The sequence below is a fragment of the Streptomyces sp. NPDC049687 genome, from assembly GCF_044465285.1.
In the GTDB taxonomy this organism is placed as follows: domain Bacteria; phylum Actinomycetota; class Actinomycetes; order Streptomycetales; family Streptomycetaceae; genus Streptomyces.
The window spans coordinates 942,926-959,778 of record NZ_JBITLN010000002.1 but is presented as its reverse complement, the minus strand read 5'-3'; the positions used below and the strand labels follow the sequence as shown (position 1 = coordinate 959,778).

Below are 16,853 nucleotides of genomic sequence, written 5' to 3'. Positions count from 1 at the left end.
GCGAGCACGGGGCGGGGACGGATGGGCGAGGAGAGCACAGGGGCGGCGGTCGCCGGACCGGTCACCGAGACGGATCTGGCCGCCTTCCACACAGTGGTGGGCAAGTTGCGCGCCCTGCCCGTCGACGATCCCGTACGCCTGCGGGCCGAGCAGGTCGCCGCGTCCTTCGCGCGCGACGGACGGCTGCGGCGGCGCAAGGCCCGCGGCGCCGAGGTGTCCGCCGCGGACGCCGCCGCGATGGCCGCGACCGCGACCGGCTCCCCGGACCGGCGCGAGGACGCACCCCTCGCGGACACCGGCACCGGCCGCGGAGGCGGCCTCTTCCGGCGGCCACGCACCTGCTACGTCTGCAAGTCGCCGTATCGACAGGTCGACACCTTCTACCACCGCCTCTGCCCGGAGTGCGCCGCCGACAACACCGCGCGCCGCGCGCTGAGCACCGATCTGAGCGGCCGTCGGGCCCTGCTCACCGGCGGGCGGGTGAAGATCGGCTTCCAGCTGGCCACGATGATGCTGCGGGACGGCGCGGAGGTCCTGGTCACCTCCCGGTTCCCGCACGACACCGTGCGCCGCTTCCGCGCCGAACCGGGCAGCGACACCTGGCTGGACCGGCTCACGGTCCTCGCCGTCGACCTGCGCGACCCGCGCCAGGTGCTCGGCCTGTGCGAGGAACTGCGCGCGGAGGGCGAGCCCCTCGACATCCTCGTCAACAACGCGGCACAAACCGTACGCCGCCCTCCTCAGTCGTACGCCCTGCTGGCCGCCGGGGAGTACGACGCGCTGCCCGAAGGGGCGCGGCGGGCTCCGGGGTTCACGCCGATGCGGATGCTCCAGGGCGGGGCCGCGTCCCTGCCGGCGGCCCTGCGCGAGGCCGACGAGGCCGGTCTGCTGCCCGACCCGTCCCCGGAGAACTCCTGGTCGGCGCGGCTCGGCGCGCTCGACCCCGCCGAGGTCCTGGAGACCCAGCTCGTCAACGCCCTCGCCCCCGCCCTGCTGTGCGACCGGCTGCTGCCACTGCTGCTGGCCTCCCGGCACCCGCGCCGGTACGTCGTCAACGTGACCGCCGTCGAGGGCCGGTTCGCCGTGCGCAACAAGATGCCGGGGCACCCGCACACCAACATGGCCAAGGCGGCCCTCAACATGCTCACCCGCACCAGCGCCGCCGAACTCGCCGGCCGGGGCGTCCACATGTGCGCCGTCGACACCGGCTGGATCACCGACGAGAACCCGGCGCCGAAGAAGGCCCGCATGGCGGGCGCCGGCTTCCGCACCCCGCTCGACATCGTCGACGGCGCGGCCCGGGTGTACGACCCGATCGTGCGGGGCGAGGCCGGGGACCCGGTGTCGGGCGTGTTCCTGAAGGACTACCGGGAGGCGGAGTGGTGAACGAGGACCCGGTGGCGGAGCCGGCCGGTTTCGCCGGGGTGCCGTACGTCGTGCCGCGCCCCCTCGCCGATCTCGCCCCGCTGCTCGACTGGCTGCGCGCCGGCCGTACGGCGGGGGAGCGGCTGGACTTCGCGGCCGGGACGGCGCTGCCGGACGGCCGCCTGGACCTGTGCAAACAAGGGCTGGGCGCGCGGGGTGCCGCACTGGTCGCGCGCGCCCTGGCCGACGGACCGTCGCCCGTACGCCATCTGCTGCTGGGCACCGACGCCCTCGGTGACGACGGAGCCGCCGCCGTGGCCGGCACGGACGCGCCGGTCGAGACGCTCTACCTCGGCTGCAACGGCATCACCGCCGGCGGCGCCTGCCGCATCGCCGACCAGCTGCGCGCCTCGCCGCAGGTCGTCACGGGCGTCTGGCTCAAACGCAACCCGCTGGGCGGCGAGGGAGGCCGGGCGGCGGCCGAACTCATCGAGTCCGCCCGGACGCTGCGCACCCTCGACCTCGTCCAGACCGGCCTCGACCCGGCGGGCGTCGCCGTCCTCGCCGACGCGCTCCTGGCCGCCGCCGGCAACGGACGCCGTATCGAGCGGCTCTTCGTCGGCGGCAATCCGCTCGGCGAGCCGGGCGCCGAGGCGCTGGCCGCGGTGATCGCCGCCGGGGCGGTCGACGAACTCTACGTGTCCGCCGCCCGACTGGGTGACGTCGGCGCCCTCCGTCTCGCCCAGGCGCTGGCCCGGGCACCGTACGGGCGGCTCACCCGGCTGTCCGTCGCAAGCAACGGCATCGGACCGCAGGCCGCCGCCCGGCTGGTGGGCGTGGCCACCGCGGCCGGGGTCACCCTGCTGGACCTCGGCCGGGTCCGGGCCGCGGGCGTGCTCGGCGCGGCGGACAACCGGCTGGACCTCGCGGCCGCCGAGGCCATCGCGCGGACCCTGGCCGCCGGCGAGCACCGCCTCGCCCACCTGGTCCTGCGCCACACGGGCCTGCGCAGCCGCGAGGCCCACCGCCTCCTCGACCACGCGCCCCGCGCCACCACGGCCACCCGCTTCGTCCTCGGCCAGGGCGTCGCCACCAGCGTCAAGCGCCGTCTGGCCGCCCTCAGCGCCCATGTCCCGCCCCCGGCCTTACCGCCCGACGTGGCCGCCGTACGCAGCGTGCACCGCACGGCACGCCCGCAGGAGTGAGTGCCTTCGCCTGCCGCCCTCAGCGCCCCCGGCCCGTGAACACCTCCATCCAGAACCGCTGCTGCTTCTCCGACGCCCCCACCAGATACGTCGCCCGCAGCTTCGGCGGCAGATGGGCCACCAGCCGGGCCACCACCGCCCGGTGCCTGCGCAGCTGGGACAACTCGGCGTTGGCGAGGATCTGGTGGACGACGTCACTGTCGTTGCCGCCCTCGTCGGACTGCGCGGCGGCGCGGCGCAGCCGGGCCTCCCACGCGTCCGCGTCCCGGGCGAGTTCCCGCAGGCCGGTGACCTGGCGGCCCTGGAGGCGGTCCATCAGGGCGGTCAGCGGCACGGGCGCGTACTCCCCGTCCCCGAGGTAGACCGTCGCCATCTCCAGCGGCAGCCCGCGCCGGTGCAGCTTGATCAGCCGCTCCAGGGTGCGCTTGGTGATCCAGGCGCGGCCCTCCTCGTCGATGTCGTGCTTCCACCACTCCAGGACGGTCTCGGCGTCCGTCCCGTACCGCTCCAGCAGCCACTCGTTGGCCGGGATGTCCTCCGGCGCCACCTCCAGGGAGGCCGTGAACCGGGTCGCCTGGGCGATGTTGTTGCGCGACACCAGCAGCTTGCGGCCCAGGTGGTACGGCGGGTTCTGCACGGCTATCTGGGCCCGGAGATTCTCGATCCGCCGCCCGGCCAGCGACCACTCCTGGGTGATCTCCATCAGCTTGGCGAACGCGGCCTTGTCCTTGGGCCGGTTGTACTCGTCCCACACGATCGCCTTCGGCTCGGGCCCGGTGAACCGCGCCGCCAGCAGGTTGTCCAGTGTGCCGTCCGGCGACGGCACCGGAGCGCACAGGTCCTCCACGTTCGTCACCGGCAGCGAGAAGTACAGGGCGTCCCGGCCGAGCCCCTCCCGGACCGTCTCCCGCACCAGTTCCGTCTTCCCGCACCCGGGCGGGCCCTGCAGCAGCACCGTCCAGCGGTTGCGCAGCGCCGCCCGCACCACCTGACGTACCGGGTCGGGGACGGTGGCCGGGTTGGGCACGCCCAGCGTCTGCGCGAGACGGTCCAGGATCTCGGCCGTGCGGTTCTGCCCGGGTCTGCCGTCCGGTCCCGGCTCGGCCAGCCGCAGCCGCTCGCCGTCGACCAGGGGCAGCCCCCACCGCAGCGGGAACCCCTCGCGCGCGTTGGCCAGGACGTGGTCGAGGGTGCGCGGGGACAGCAGTTCGCGCAGCGCCGGGGAGAGGGACGCCCACAGGGCGAACACCGGACGCAAATCCCACGGGCGGTACGTGGCCGCGAGATGCCGCCGCCACGACGTGTCGTTCGCCGTGATCCGCAGGGTGACCATCCGGTCGAGCAGCGCCAGGTCGCCGCGCCGGGCCGAGGTCTCCGTGAGCGACTCGTTGTCCGTGAGGAAGACGCCGACGCAGCCCAGGGCCCGCAGATCATGCTCGCCCAGCGTCCAGTCGCAGGCGATCTGCATCAGCTGCGACTGGATGGTGTCGCCCGCCTGCAGCGAGTCGTCGATGAGCAGCACGAACGGCCGCCCCGGCTTCAGCTGGCTCATCACCAGCTGGCGCAGCACCAGTTCACCGGAGCGCGGGTCGCGCACCGGGGCGTTGACGAGCAGGTCGTCCGGCGTCAGGTTCGCGGCCGGCACGTACACCAGCTCGGTGTCCGGACGGGTGCGGCCGAGGTACGAGAAGAACGTCGACGTCTTGCCGATGCCGTGCTCGCCGAAGATCTGCCCGGTCTGGCCGAGGTCGATCATGGCGTCGATGAAGGACTCGAGACGTGAGGTGGTCTGCTGGGGTGCTTGCGTGGTCATGTGCCGCGTCCTGTGCTCGGTTGCCGCGAGGGGTCGCCCTACCGCGATCCCGTGGTCACGCGATGGCAGGCCATCGCCGGGGTGTGCGTCTCGGGCCAGTCATGGCCGCGCTCGGTGATCAGCCATATCCATTTCTCCGGCTCGGCGGGAGTGATCGGCGGCGCGTGGCCGTCGGTGAGTACGACGACCGCGTCCGGATCCCCGTCGAAACGGCGGCCGTTCACCTCCGTGCGCCCCTCCACATGGTCCGCGACCACCTGGAAGCTCGTACCGCCGCCGCCGTACACCCGCTCGCCCGGCTCGAACGGCATCACGACGGCGTCGAAGGACAGCCAGTGCGCCTCCACCCCGTCGATCCGGCCGACCAGTTCGGTGAGCCAGCGGATCACCTGGTCCGGCATCGACCCCGAGGTGTCGTAGGCGATGACCAGCACCTTGTCCCGCACCGGCCCGCGCCGCGCCAGCGTCGGGTCCTGGCCGAGCGCCGCCAGCAGCGCGCCCCGCTTCTTGGGGTACACCAGCCGCTCGCCGTCCCGCAGCCTCGAACCGAGCACGTCGACCAGCCAGCGCTGCCACCAGTGGACCGTACGCGTGCGCGTGGTCTCGCCGCGCAGCGCTCCCGCGCCCAGGTTGCCCCACAGGCGGGCGGCCCGCGCCGAGTCGGCCTCGGTGCGGCCGATCAGGTCGAGCAGCTCCCGCTCCGCGCCGGTGTGTCCGCGCCGGGCCGCCAGCAGGGAGTTGAGCAGCGCCGAGGACGTCACCGCGTCGACGGTCTCCTGGTCGGCGGGGATCCCATGCCCCAGGTGCACGCAGAGCCGCCGATCGACGACGGGCGGGTGGCGCATCCGCTTCAGCTCGCCGTACACCCGCATGTCCGTCTCGGCGAACGTCCCGTACGCCACCGGCTCCAGCCCATGGGCCGTCAGATCCTCGACGTAGAGGTCGTACACCCGCCGAGGGTCGACGCCCGTCGGGCGGCCGTCCAGGAGGGGAAGTTCCTCGCGGCCCAGCCGGACGAGCGCCACATGGTTGACGGCCACCTCGGCGGCCAGCTCGAACACCGGGTCCTCGCGCAGCTCCGGCTCGGCCAGCAGATGCCGGTGCACCAGGTGCCGCGCCTCGTGGAAGAGGACGAACTTCACGCCCTCCAGCCCGAGTCGGACGACGAAGTCCGGGTTGTACAGCAGCAGGCAGGTGCCGTCGCCGGAGGCGACCACGGCCGCCGTGTCCACCGCCGTCGTCGGGATCTGGTGGTGGCATTTCGCGTACAGCCAGGACGCCACCGCCGACTCCGTCAGCCCGAAGTCCAGCAGCGCGGCCTCCTTCAGCCGCCGCGCCTCCCGGACGACCTCCGGATCCGCCGGCCGGTACGCCTCCAGCGCCCTGCGGTCGGCCAGATCCACCACCGGCGTACGCCGCCGCTGCTCCCCGTACCCCACGTCAAGTCCCCCCGTGCCGTGCTTCCCCCAGCACGTCCATTGGTAGCAGGCCCCACTGACAACGGGCCAAGGCATTACGATCTGCGGCAAGGGCGGGGTCGTAGCGCAGAGGCAGCCGCACCGGTCTCCAAAACTGGATCACGCTGGTTCGAATCCAGCCGCCCCGCCCCCCAGGGCCTGCCGGACAGGCCCCGCCTGCCAGGCGACGCCCGGCACGCGCGGCGGTCACGCGATGGCCGCCGCCGTCATCATCAGCTCGGGTGCCGTCCCGTGGAAGGTGCCGATCAGCTGGGCCAGCACGGCCCACGCCTCCTCGCGCGCGCCCAGGTGGGTCCGTACGAGCGGGCGCAGGGCGTCCTCGGCGTCGCGGACGCGGGCCGGGAACATCAGGTGGCCCAGGGACAGGATCTCCAGGACACGCACCGCCGGGCCGTGGGCCGTGGCGTACTCGGCGGGGCCTTCGAGGACGCCCGCCTGGCGCAGCCGGTGCGTGAACTTGGGGTGCGAGCCGAACCGGGCGCGCAGCGCGGGCGGGCAGTCCGGGCGCACGGACAGCACCCAGCGCGTGTAGCCGGGCAGCGGTCGCTCGGAGTCGGCCGCGGTGACGGTCCTCCAGTCGTCCCCGGTCAGCACCATGGAGCCGGCCGCGCGGGCGCTCGGCATGGAGTCCGCCCGGCGCAGGGCGCCGACGAGGCCGTGACGGAGGTAGCTCTCGGGGATCTCGGGTTCCTGGCCGTCGTACGAGGAACGCACCGGCACGGGGTCCGTGCGGCCGGGGCCGAAGGGCACTCCGCGGGCGAGGGCCCGGCGCAGGCCGAGGTCGGTGCCGACGAAGCGCCACACGAGGACGTTCAGCCGGGGGTCGTCCTGCTCCAGGACCCACAGCACCACGGAGGCCGGCAGGACGGGCCAGTTCCACGCCCGGTTCAGCCGGGACCGGGCCGCCTCGCGGTGCTCCCGCCCGGGCAGGCCGATGCGCGCCCGGATCCGGGCGGCGGTGTCCTCGTCGGTCAGTCCGAGCAGGAAGCCGACCGCCTGCTGGACCGTGTCGCTGGAGTGCATGGCGGCATGATGCCGCAGGCGACCGACAGGGCGCACCGGCAATACGATGCGCCCCGCACGCCGCGGATCACGCCCCGGCGCGCGCCGCCATCCGCGCCTTGCGGGCGGCCAGCTTCTCGTCGAACTTCAGTGCCTCCGCGTCCAGGCCGCCCATGAACAGGCCCAGCTCGTCCTGCGCCTGCTGTCCCTCGGGGCCGAGGCCGTCGATCTCCATGACCTTCAGGTGGCGCAGCACGGGCTGGAGCACGTCGTCGTGGTGGATGCGCATGTTGTAGACCTCGCCGATCGCCATCTGGGCGGCGAACCGCTCGAAGCCGGGCATGCCGTGGCCGGGCATGCGGAAGTTGACGACGACGTCCCGCACGGCCTGCATGGTGAGGTCGGGGGCGAGTTCGAAGGCGGCCTTGAGCAGGTTCCGGTAGAAGACCATGTGCAGGTTCTCGTCGGTCGCGATGCGGGCCAGCATCCGGTCGCAGACCGGGTCACCGGACTGGTGGCCGGTGTTGCGGTGCGAGATACGGGTCGCGAGCTCCTGGAAGGCGACGTAGGCGACCGAGTGCAGCATCGAGTGGCGGTTGTCCGACTCGAAGCCCTCGCTCATGTGGGCCATGCGGAAGGCTTCCAGCTTGTCCGGGTCCACCGCGCGGGAGGCGAGCAGGTAGTCGCGCATCACGATGCCGTGCCGGCCCTCCTCGGCGGTCCACCGGTGCACCCAGGTGCCCCAGGCGCCGTCCCGGCCGAAGAGGCTGGCGATCTCGTGGTGGTAGCTGGGGAGGTTGTCCTCGGTGAGGAGGTTCACCACGAGCGCGATGCGGCCGATCTCGGTGACCTTGGACTGCTCCTTGTCCCAGGCCTCGCCGTCCTCGAAGAGGCCGGGGAAGTTGCGGGCGTCGCTCCAGGGGACGTACTCGTGCGGCATCCAGTCCTTGGCGACCTTCAGATGCCGGTTGAGTTCGGTCTCGACCACTTCCTCCAGTGCGTACAGCAGCTTGGCGTCGGTCCAGACGGCGGGGCTGCCGAGGTGAGGGGTGGTGATCGTCACGAGGTACTCCAGGGGACGGGAAAAGCGGAGCGGAACACTCCGGCGGATCGCACCGGAACTTACGGGATCGTAGGCTACGAACCCGTAGGTTACGAAGCCGTAGGTTAAGAATGGTGTAAAGACCGCTGATCAACCGTGCTCCACCGGCCATTTCGGGACATGCGAAACGGCCCCGGGAACCGCAGGTCCCGGGGCTGCGAGGGTGATCCGTTCCCTCGCTCAGGCGTACAGGTCCCGCAGTCGCACCGAGAGGCATGTCACACAGCCCTCGAGCTTCTCGAACTCGCTGATGTCCACCGTCACGGGCTCGAACCCGAGATCGACGAAGAGTTCCGCCGTCTGGGGCGCGCTCGCCGCCATGAGCAGCTTGGGGCCGCCCAGGAGCACGACGTGCGATCCGGCCTCCTCGGGCACCGACAGGAACCGCGGGAACAGCGAGGGCCGGTCCACCTTGGGGATGTGCCCGACGGCCGTGCCGTCGGGCAGCGCCGTGACCGCCGACTTCAGATGCAGCACCTTGCTCACCGGTACGGCGACCACCCGCGCCCCCAGCGGCTCGAACGCGGCGCGCACCTGCTGCACCCCGGCGGCGTTGGTCCGCCCGCCCCGGCCGACGTAGAGCGTGTCGCCGATCTTCAGCACATCGCCGCCGTCCAGCGTGCCCGGCTCCCAGATCCAGTTGACCGAGCAGCCCAGACGGGCCACGGCCTCCTCGACGCCGTCGGTCTCCTCGCGCCGGGACTCGGCGCCCGAGCGCGCGATCAGGGCGACGTTCTTGTACATGACCACCGTGTCCTCGACGAACACGGAGTCCGGGCAGTCGTCGGCCGGGTCGACCTCGATCGTCTCCCAGCCGTGCGCGCGCAGCGCCTCCGCGTACGCCTCCCACTGCTCCAGGGCGAGGTCCACGTCGACCTTCTCCCGCTCGACGTGCGTCACCAGGCCTTCGTCGAGGCGCGGGCTGGGGCGGCGGATGAGGGCCTTCTTGCTGGGCACGGACAGGTCTCCGAATCGGCGGTGGCGCGGGCCGGCCCGGCGGATCACGCCACAGGCCCGACCGGCGCCCCTGACACGGCGCCGGTCCGCCATCATGCAGTGCCGGTCCACCAGGACAAAACCCCTGTCGCCCGCCTGTGCCCCTCCTGAGACCCCCGGCCTACGCCGGGTCGGCCACCTCCTCGAGACTGGTCTCCCTCAACTCCCCGTCCAGCAGCAGCCAGCGCGTGATCCCGACCGATTCCAGGAACGGCAGATCGTGACTGGCCACGATCAGGGCACCCTCGTAGGACTCCAGAGCCGTGGTGAGCTGCCGCACGCTCGCCATGTCGAGGTTGTTCGTCGGCTCGTCCAGCATCAGCAGCTGCGGGGCCGGCTCGGCCAGCATCAGCGCCGCCAGGGCCGCCCGGAAGCGCTCCCCGCCGGACAGCGTCCCGGCCTTCTGGTCGGCGCGGGAGCCCCGGAACAGGAAGCGGGCCAGCCGCGCCCGGATCCGGTTGTTGGTGGCGCCCGGCGCGAGGCGCGCCACGTTCTCGGCGACGGTCAGCTCGCCGTCGAGGACGTCCAGGCGCTGCGGCAGGAATCGCAGCGGTACGTGCGCGTGCGCCTCGCCCGCGACCGGGGCCAGCTCCCCGGCGATGGTGCGCAGCAGGGTCGTCTTGCCCGCGCCGTTGCGGCCGACCAGCGCCACCCGCTCCGGGCCGCGCAGGTCGAAACCGCCCGCCACGCGCGCGCCGTACGCGAGCTCCAGGTCCCGCAGGGTGAGGACGTCACGCCCCGGCGGGACGGCCGTGTGCGGCAGCTCGACGCGGATCTCGTCGTCGTCCCGTACGGCCTCCACTGCCTCGTCGAGTCGTTCCCTCGCCTCGGTGAGTCTCTCCTCGTGCAGGATGCGGTGCTTGCCCGCGGACTCCTGCGCCGCGCGCTTGCGCGCCCCCATGACGATCTTCGGCTCGCGCTTCTGCTCCCACATCTTCTGCCCGTACCGTTTGCGGCGGGCCAGTTTGACCTGGGCGTCGGCCAGTTCGCGCTTCTGCTTGCGCAGATCGGCCTCGGCGACCCGCACCATGCGCTCGGCGGCCTCCTGCTCGGTGGCGAGGGCCTCCTCGTAGGCGGAGAAGTTGCCGCCGTACCAGGTGATCTCCCCGGCGCGCAGATCGGCGATCTGGTCGACGAGGTCCAGCAGTTCACGGTCGTGGCTGACCACGACCAGCACGCCGGGCCAGGACGCGACGGCCGCGTACAGCCGGCGCCGCGCGTACAGGTCGAGGTTGTTGGTCGGCTCGTCGAGCAGCAGGACGTCCGGGCGGCGCAGCAGCAGCGCCGCCAGCCGCAGCAGCACGGACTCGCCGCCCGACACCTCGCCGATGGTGCGGTCGAGGTCGACATGGCCGAGGCCGAGTTCGCCGAGTGCGGCCAGTGCGCGCTCCTCCACGTCCCAGTCGTCGCCGACGGTCTCGAAGTGCTCCTCCGAGGTGTCCCCGGCCTCGATGGCGTGCAGGGCGGCGCGCTGTGCGGCGACACCGAGGGCCTCGTCGACCCTCAGTCCCGTGTCGAGCGTGACGTTCTGCGGCAGGTAGCCGACCTCGCCCGCGACCCGGACGAGGCCGTCGGCCGGGGCCAGCTGGCCGGCGATCAGTTTCAGCAGGGTGGACTTCCCGGAGCCGTTGACGCCGACGAGCCCGGTGCGGCCGGGGCCGAAGGCGACGTCCAGGCCGTCGAAGACGGGGCTGCCGTCGGGCCAGGAGAAGGAAAGGGCGGAACAGGTGACGGATCGTGTCAAAGCGGGCCTCGCGGTTGCGCGTGCGGTCAGGGACAGACGCGTGTCGAGACACCGGAGGGCGGCGACCACCGCGGGAGCGGGAAGCGCGGGGCATGCGAAGAGCCCTGTTGCGCAAGGACGGCTCGAACGCCGAGGTCGCACGCAGCGCCCACACGTCTCCCGTGGGGCGTGGTGTCTCAGGACCTCAGACGAGCAACGTCCTTCTCCAATCGACGGCAACAGGACCGCCACAGACGCTAGAAGGGGGCCGACGGGGCTGTCAAAGGATTAAAAAAGGCGGCCGGCGGAGGGATCGGTCAGCAGGCGTCCCGCATCAGCTCCGCCAGGTCGTGGTCCAGGTCGAGCTGGAGGTGCTCCAGACCGGCGGGGACCAGATCGCTCGTGGCCCGCAGGAAGCGGCGGATGTCCGATGAGTGCACGTGCACGACGGCGGTGCCCTCGGGGGCGTGGAACTCCAGGACCGTACGGTCGTACCCGTAGGGGCGGACGCGGACGTCGCCGTGGCCCTCGGGCTCGTCGAGGCCGGCGGCGAGCAGCTCGCGGGCGAAGGTCCAGCAGACGTCGACGCCCTCCAGGGTCGCCGGGGCGGGGAAGGTCATACGGACGGCGAACGGGTCGCTCCGGTCGTAGTGGAGCATGGCGGGGATGCTCGGCATCCGAGGCGCGGCGGCGACCAGGCGGGCCTCTACGGGCTGCTCGATGACGGTGGACAACGCCTTGCTCCCTTGCTGACGACGGACGGGCTTCCGGGCGGGTGGGACCGGACACTGGAAGAGACGCTGGAACCGGCCGATCCGTGCACACCGATTCCGAGTGACCTCGGTCACCGCGTTCATGCACGCGAGTGACCCACCTCTCCTCCCGTGCGCCATAAGGCGGTTGGGGAGATCGGGGGCCTCTGGACGCCACCGGGGCCATGGGCTAGCTTCGCCCGCCATGAGGCGCTTGGGGAAGACGCGACGCACGGTAAGGACGGTAAGAACAGCACGGGGGAGGGCATGGGCGGCCGCGGTGGCCGCCGGGGTGGCGCTGGCCGCGCCGACCGCCGTTCCGGCCCAGGCCCAGGCCCACGGCGATCCGCACTGGGCCCTCAAGGACACGGGCGCCCCCTCCGTACGCTTCCGCGGGCTGTCCGCGGTCGACCGGCACACCGCCTGGGTCTCCGGTACCCAGGGCACCGTCCTGCGCACCACCGACGGCGGGGCGACCTGGCGGAACGTCTCCCCGCCCGGCGCCGCCGAGCTGCAGTTCCGGGACATCGAGGCGTTCGACGCGCGCCGCGCGGTGGTGCTGGCGACAGGCGAGGGCGAGGCCTCGCGCGTGTACCGCACCGACGACGGCGGCGCGACCTGGACGGAGTCCTTCCGCAACACCGACGCGAAGGCCTTCTACGACTGCCTGACCTTCTTCGACCGCCGCCACGGCCTCGCCATGAGCGACCCGGTGGACGGCACCTTCCGCATCCTGTCGACCCGTGACGGAGGCCGCTCCTGGAAGGTCCTGCCGAACACGGGCATGCCGGCCGCCCTGGACGGCGAGGCGGGCTTCGCGGCCAGTGGTCAGTGCCTGGTCTCCTCCGGGCCGAGGGACGTGTGGCTGGCCACCGGTGGAGCCGCACGCGCGCGTGTACTGCACTCCTCCGACCGGGGACTGACCTGGACGGCCACCGACACCCCCGTCCCGGCGGGCGATCCCGCGCGCGGGGTGTTCGCGCTCGCCTTCCGCGACCGCACGCACGGTCTCGCCGTCGGCGGCGACTACCGCGCCGACCAGCCCTCCCCGCGGTCCGCCGCCACCACCGGCGACGCCGGCCGCACCTGGCGCCGCGCCGCAACCCCGCCGCCCGCCTACCGCTCCGGCGTGACCTGGCTCCCGCACAGCCGCACCGCCGCCCTCGCCGTCGGCCCCACCGGCACCGATCTGACCACCGACGCCGGCCGCACCTGGCGCACCCTCGACACCGGCTCCTACGACACCGTGGACTGCGCCCCCGGCCTGGGCTGCTGGGCCGCCGGTGAACAAGGGCGTGTGGCACGCCTGGAGAACTGACCGTTTCGGGGTACTCGGACCGCGCACAGGAAGGGAGTGAGCGCACATGCCACGCGGTTCCAGCCCCAAGCGGGAGCGCCAGTACGAGCACATCAAGGAGAGCGCGCAGGACCGGGGCGAGAGCGCCGGGCGCGCCAAGGAGATCGCCGCACGGACGGTCAACAAGGAACGCGCCCGGTCCGGCGAGTCGAAGACCGCCAGCCGTACCTCCACCCAGGACATGTCGTCCGGCAAGCGGGGCGGGCAGCGCTCCGGCAAGGGTTCCCAGGGGCCGACGTACGACCAGCTCTACGAGGAGGCCAAGCAGCGAGGCATCAAGGGCCGTTCGGACATGAACAAGAGCCAGCTGCAGCGCGCCCTCGACAGCAAGAAGAGCTGACGGGCCGCCGCCGGGAGACCTGATCGCGGGCCCGCGCGCGGGGGCCGTACGCTCGTCCTCACCATGACGACCGTAAGCGTTCCCGCGGGCTGGCCCGCGACGGATGAAGAGGCCCGCGCCGTCCAGGACGAGCTGCGGGCCCGACTGGTGCTCGACGAAACGGGGCCCCGGCCCGGCACGGGACACGTCACGGGGGTCGACGTCGCCTACGACGACGAGCGGGACGTCGTCGCGGCCGCGGCCGTCGTGCTGGACGCGGCGAGCCTCGAGGTCGTCGCCGAGGCCACCGCCGTCGGACGGATCTCGTTCCCGTACGTGCCCGGCCTGCTCGCCTTCCGCGAGATCCCCACCGTGCTCGCCGCCCTCGAGGCCCTCCCTCGCGAGCCCGGTCTGGTCGTCTGCGACGGCTACGGACTCGCCCACCCACGCCGCTTCGGCCTCGCCTGCCACCTCGGCGTCCTCACCGGCCTGCCCACGATCGGCGTCGCCAAGAACCCGTTCACCGCCACCTACGACGACCCGGACGCGCCGCGCGGATCCTCCTCGCCGCTGCTCGCGGACGGCGAGGAGGTCGGGCGGGCCCTGCGCACCCGCGCGGGCGTGAAGCCGGTCTTCGTCTCCGTCGGCCACCGCGTCACCGTGGAGAACGCCTGCGCCCACACCCTCGCGCTCACCCCCCGGTTCCGCCTCCCCGAGACGACCCGCAGGGCCGACTCACTGTGCCGAGGGGCACTTCGGGAGGCGACGGCCCGCTCCTGAACCGTCTCCTGAGCAGGCCCCCGAGGAAGTCGAGTACACCGTCCGAGTACGCCGTCCGTGTACCTCGTCCGAAGTACCTCTTCTGAGTACGTCGTCTGAGTATCCGTACGGATGTGCGCCCCGCCCGCCGCCCGCGAGGCTGTGCCCATGACGACGCACCGCATGACCACGCACCGTGCCCCCAAGCCCCTCGTCGACCCGAACCGGCCTGTCGAGCGCGCCGTGAACGCCGCGCTGATCCTCGCCGTCCTGGCGGGCCTCGGCTGGATCGTCGGGATGATCTACACGCTCGTCCAGTGGCCGATGTGAGGCCTTGTGGGTGGAGAGCCCTGGAGGCCCGGCGAGGACGAGCCCCTGCGGCGGGGGCCGAAGGGCCGGTTCAGCGACGCGACGCGACCCGGAAGCGGATGCCCGCGCGGATCAGCCGTTCGGTCAGCGCGTCGCCCATCGCGACCGCCGTCGTGACCTGTCCCGCCGTCGCGGGGAGGTCGTCGAGGGCCAGGGCCAGCGCGCCCTCGGCGAACATCTTCGCCGTCTCGTCGTAGCCGGGATCGCCGCCCGAGACCTCCGTGCACACCCGCCGGCCACCGCCCTCGCCGACGAACCGGACCGAGAACCAGCTGCGGGCCCGCTTCTGGGCGCTGGGCCCCTCGCCGGGCCTGAGCCGGTCCGACAGCCAGCGCCGGGCGGGCGGCAGCTGAGCGGCCGCGACGACCGTCCCGACGGCCGCGACCCCACCCAGGGCGACCGGCAGCCGCCGTACGGCCGCGTAGTGCCGGTAGCGGAAGTCCGGGCCGTAGCGCTCCAGCGCCTTCGCCGACCGGCGCACGATCTGCGGGTCCACGGTCGGCAGCGGCAGTGCCCAGGCGCCGACCTCGGGGGCGAACCGGGGCACGCCGAGCGGCGCCGAGGCCCGCCGGCCCACCAGCCGCGGCTCGTGCCGTCCTCGCTCCCGCGCGGCGGCCGCCACCTGCCGGCCGCGCGCGAACTGGCCCAGCGCGGAGGCGAACGTCCCGCCCGAGAAAGCGGCGTCGGCCGTCACGAAGCCGTCCACGGTCAGCGGCACGCCCTCCGGCAGCTGCCGGACGGTGAAGTACACACCCAGGTCGTGCGGGACCGAGTCGAAGCCGACGGCGTGCACGAGCCGCGCACCCGTCTCCCGCGCGCGGGCGTCGTGCCGGACGTACGTCAGGTCCAGGAACTCCGGTTCGCCGCTGAGATCCAGGTAGTCGGCACCGGTGTCCGCGCAGGCGGCCACCAGGTCCTCGCCGTACTCCACATAGGGGCCGACCGTCGTGGCCACCACGCGCGCGTGCTCCGCGAGGGCGCGCAGGGAGGCCGGCTCCGCGACATCCGCCCGGACCACCCCGACCTCCACGCCCAGCCGCTCGCGCAGCCGCTCCAGCTTCTCCTCGCCGCGCCCGGCGATCGCCCAGCGCAGCCCCTGGGGTGCATGGGCGGCGAGGTACTCCGCGGTGAGCGTTCCGACGAAGCCGGTCGCCCCGAAGAGCACGATGTCGTACGGACGGTCCGTCCTCTTTAGCCTGCTCATGACACCCCTTGCCTGCTCGTGCCACCTGTTGGTCCCGCATCCCGTGCCGCTGTCGGTGGCTGAGGCTAGCGTGAGGAGTACGGAGGCCGGCGGTGGGCCCCCTGGGGCTCCCCAGTGGCTAAGCGCTTGCTCGCCCAGGTCTTGTGCCCATTGGAACACGTTCTTAGCATCGCGGGTGGTACTTCGGTTGTGTCACGGCAAGGGGGCTGGATGACGACGGGACGCACGTCAGGGCACGGCCCGCTCGCCGGTGTGCGCGTGGTGGAGCTCGCCGGGATCGGCCCCGGCCCCTTCGCCGCGATGCTCCTCGCCGACCTCGGCGCCGACGTCGTCCGCGTGGACCGCCCCGGCGGTCCCTCCCTCGGCGTCGATCCCGCCTACGACGTCACCAACCGCAACAAGCGCTCGGTGGTCGTCGACCTCAAGGCACCGGACGGCCCCGCGCGCGTCCTCGACCTGGCCGCCGGCGCCGACGTGCTGATCGAGGGCAACCGGCCCGGCGTCGCCGAGCGGCTCGGCGTCGGCCCCGAGGACTGCCACGCCCGCAACCCCCGGCTGGTCTACGGCCGGATGACCGGCTGGGGCCAGGAGGGCCCACTCGCCCACCGCGCCGGACACGACATCGCCTACATCGCGCTGACCGGCACGCTCGGCATGATCGGCGCCCCGGACGGACCGCCGCCCGCCCCCGCCAACCTGCTGGGCGATTACGCCGGCGGTTCCCTCTACCTCGTCGTCGGCGTCCTCGCCGCGCTCCACCACGCGCGCGTGACGGGCACCGGCCAGGTCGTCGACGCTGCCATCGTCGACGGCACCGCCCATCTGTCGGCGATGATCCACGGCATGCTCGCCGCCGGCCGCTGGCAGGACCGCCGCGCCGCCAACCTCCTCGACGGCGGCTGCCCGTACTACGGCACCTACGAGACCGCCGACGGCGGGTACATGGCGGTCGGCGCCCTGGAGCCGCAGTTCTACGACGAGTTCGTGACCGTCCTGGGCCTCGCGGACTTCCACGACGCCCGCAGGGACTGGACACGCTGGGGAGAGCTGCGCGAGGCCGTCGCCGCCCGCTTCAGGACCCGCACCCGGGACGAGTGGACGGCGCTCTTCGAGGGCTCCGACGCCTGCGTGGCGCCCGTACTGTCGCTGCGCGAGGCCCCGCACCACCCGCACCTCGCCGCCCGCGGCACGTTCACCGACCACGGCGGCATCACCCAGCCGGCTCCCGCGCCCCGCTTCTCCGCCACCCCCACCGCGATCCGCTCCGGTCCCGCGCGGCCCGGCGCCGACACGCGCGAGGTGGCCCGCGACTGGGACATACCCGGGCTGACGACGGACCTCGTGAAGGCCCCCTCCGGCGACCCCGTCGACGACCTCCCCCTCCAGGGCGACTGACCCGTTCGGCCCAC

General features: G+C 73.2%; 15 protein-coding genes and 1 tRNA gene. 8 read left to right on the top strand and 8 right to left on the bottom strand.

Annotated elements, in window-relative coordinates; translation table 11 throughout:
• Positions 1 to 21: 21 nt before the first annotated feature.
• Positions 22 to 1,386 (top strand): SDR family NAD(P)-dependent oxidoreductase, encoded by a 1,365-nt coding sequence (locus tag ACIBVL_RS09450; protein ID WP_399094450.1) that lies wholly within the window; start codon positions 22 to 24, stop codon positions 1,384 to 1,386.
• The gene (locus ACIBVL_RS09445) at positions 1,383 to 2,570 is read left to right on the top strand and encodes a ribonuclease inhibitor (protein ID WP_399094447.1); all 1,188 of its coding nucleotides are present in this window, start codon (positions 1,383 to 1,385) and stop codon (positions 2,568 to 2,570) included. The genes ACIBVL_RS09450 and ACIBVL_RS09445 overlap by 4 nt, the downstream gene beginning before the upstream one ends.
• A 19-nt stretch (positions 2,571 to 2,589) precedes the next feature.
• Here ACIBVL_RS09445 and ACIBVL_RS09440 read toward each other — a convergent pair whose 3' ends face one another.
• A complete protein-coding gene (locus ACIBVL_RS09440; RefSeq protein ID WP_399094444.1) occupies positions 2,590 to 4,383 on the bottom strand; it encodes an AAA family ATPase in 1,794 nt (597 codons plus the stop codon).
• Positions 4,384 to 4,421: 38 nt separating this feature from the next.
• Entirely contained in the window at positions 4,422 to 5,822 is a 1,401-nt protein-coding gene (locus tag ACIBVL_RS09435; RefSeq protein ID WP_399094441.1) for a hypothetical protein, read from the bottom strand.
• Positions 5,823 to 5,912: 90 nt separating this feature from the next.
• Here ACIBVL_RS09435 and ACIBVL_RS09430 point away from each other — a divergent pair.
• Positions 5,913 to 5,995 (top strand) — tRNA-Trp (locus ACIBVL_RS09430).
• 52 nt (positions 5,996 to 6,047) lie between these two features.
• Here the strand turns inward: ACIBVL_RS09430 and ACIBVL_RS09425 are convergent.
• The 5 genes from ACIBVL_RS09425 to ACIBVL_RS09405 form a co-directional block, all read right to left on the bottom strand.
• The gene (locus ACIBVL_RS09425) at positions 6,048 to 6,884 is read right to left on the bottom strand and encodes a hypothetical protein (protein ID WP_399094438.1); all 837 of its coding nucleotides are present in this window, start codon (positions 6,882 to 6,884) and stop codon (positions 6,048 to 6,050) included.
• Between the two features lie 67 nt (positions 6,885 to 6,951).
• Complete coding sequence (locus tag ACIBVL_RS09420) at positions 6,952 to 7,926, bottom strand: acyl-ACP desaturase (RefSeq protein WP_399094435.1); 975 nt, start codon at positions 7,924 to 7,926, stop codon at positions 6,952 to 6,954.
• A gap of 219 nt (positions 7,927 to 8,145) precedes the next feature.
• Positions 8,146 to 8,922, bottom strand: coding sequence for a dimethylargininase (gene ddaH / locus ACIBVL_RS09415; protein WP_399094432.1), 777 nt, complete (start codon positions 8,920 to 8,922; stop codon positions 8,146 to 8,148).
• Positions 8,923 to 9,082: 160 nt separating this feature from the next.
• Positions 9,083 to 10,705, bottom strand: a complete 1,623-nt coding sequence (locus ACIBVL_RS09410; RefSeq protein ID WP_399094429.1) for an ABC-F family ATP-binding cassette domain-containing protein — start codon at positions 10,703 to 10,705, stop codon at positions 9,083 to 9,085.
• A gap of 296 nt (positions 10,706 to 11,001) precedes the next feature.
• On the bottom strand, positions 11,002 to 11,418 hold the full coding sequence (locus tag ACIBVL_RS09405; protein ID WP_399094426.1) for an SsgA family sporulation/cell division regulator: 417 nt from the start codon (positions 11,416 to 11,418) through the stop codon (positions 11,002 to 11,004).
• 223 nt (positions 11,419 to 11,641) lie between these two features.
• Between ACIBVL_RS09405 and ACIBVL_RS09400 the strand changes: the two genes are divergently transcribed.
• The 4 genes from ACIBVL_RS09400 (at position 11,642) to mmpA (ending at position 14,201) form a co-directional block, all read left to right on the top strand.
• Entirely contained in the window at positions 11,642 to 12,754 is a 1,113-nt protein-coding gene (locus ACIBVL_RS09400) for a WD40/YVTN/BNR-like repeat-containing protein (protein ID WP_399094423.1), read from the top strand.
• Between the two features lie 46 nt (positions 12,755 to 12,800).
• Complete coding sequence (locus tag ACIBVL_RS09395; protein WP_399094420.1) at positions 12,801 to 13,133, top strand: plasmid stabilization protein; 333 nt, start codon at positions 12,801 to 12,803, stop codon at positions 13,131 to 13,133.
• A 63-nt stretch (positions 13,134 to 13,196) separates the two neighbouring features.
• Positions 13,197 to 13,892, top strand: coding sequence for an endonuclease V (locus ACIBVL_RS09390; RefSeq protein ID WP_399094417.1), 696 nt, complete (start codon positions 13,197 to 13,199; stop codon positions 13,890 to 13,892).
• 162 nt (positions 13,893 to 14,054) lie between these two features.
• Positions 14,055 to 14,201, top strand: coding sequence for a morphogenic membrane protein MmpA (gene mmpA / locus ACIBVL_RS09385; RefSeq protein ID WP_399094878.1), 147 nt, complete (start codon positions 14,055 to 14,057; stop codon positions 14,199 to 14,201).
• A gap of 70 nt (positions 14,202 to 14,271) precedes the next feature.
• On the opposite strand, the gene ACIBVL_RS09380 is transcribed toward mmpA, so the two are convergent.
• Entirely contained in the window at positions 14,272 to 15,444 is a 1,173-nt protein-coding gene (locus tag ACIBVL_RS09380) for a saccharopine dehydrogenase family protein (RefSeq protein WP_399094414.1), read from the bottom strand.
• Positions 15,445 to 15,654: 210 nt separating this feature from the next.
• On the opposite strand from ACIBVL_RS09380, the gene ACIBVL_RS09375 reads away from it, so the two are divergent.
• Positions 15,655 to 16,839, top strand: a complete 1,185-nt coding sequence (locus ACIBVL_RS09375; protein WP_399094411.1) for a CaiB/BaiF CoA transferase family protein — start codon at positions 15,655 to 15,657, stop codon at positions 16,837 to 16,839.
• Positions 16,840 to 16,853: the final 14 nt, after the last annotated feature.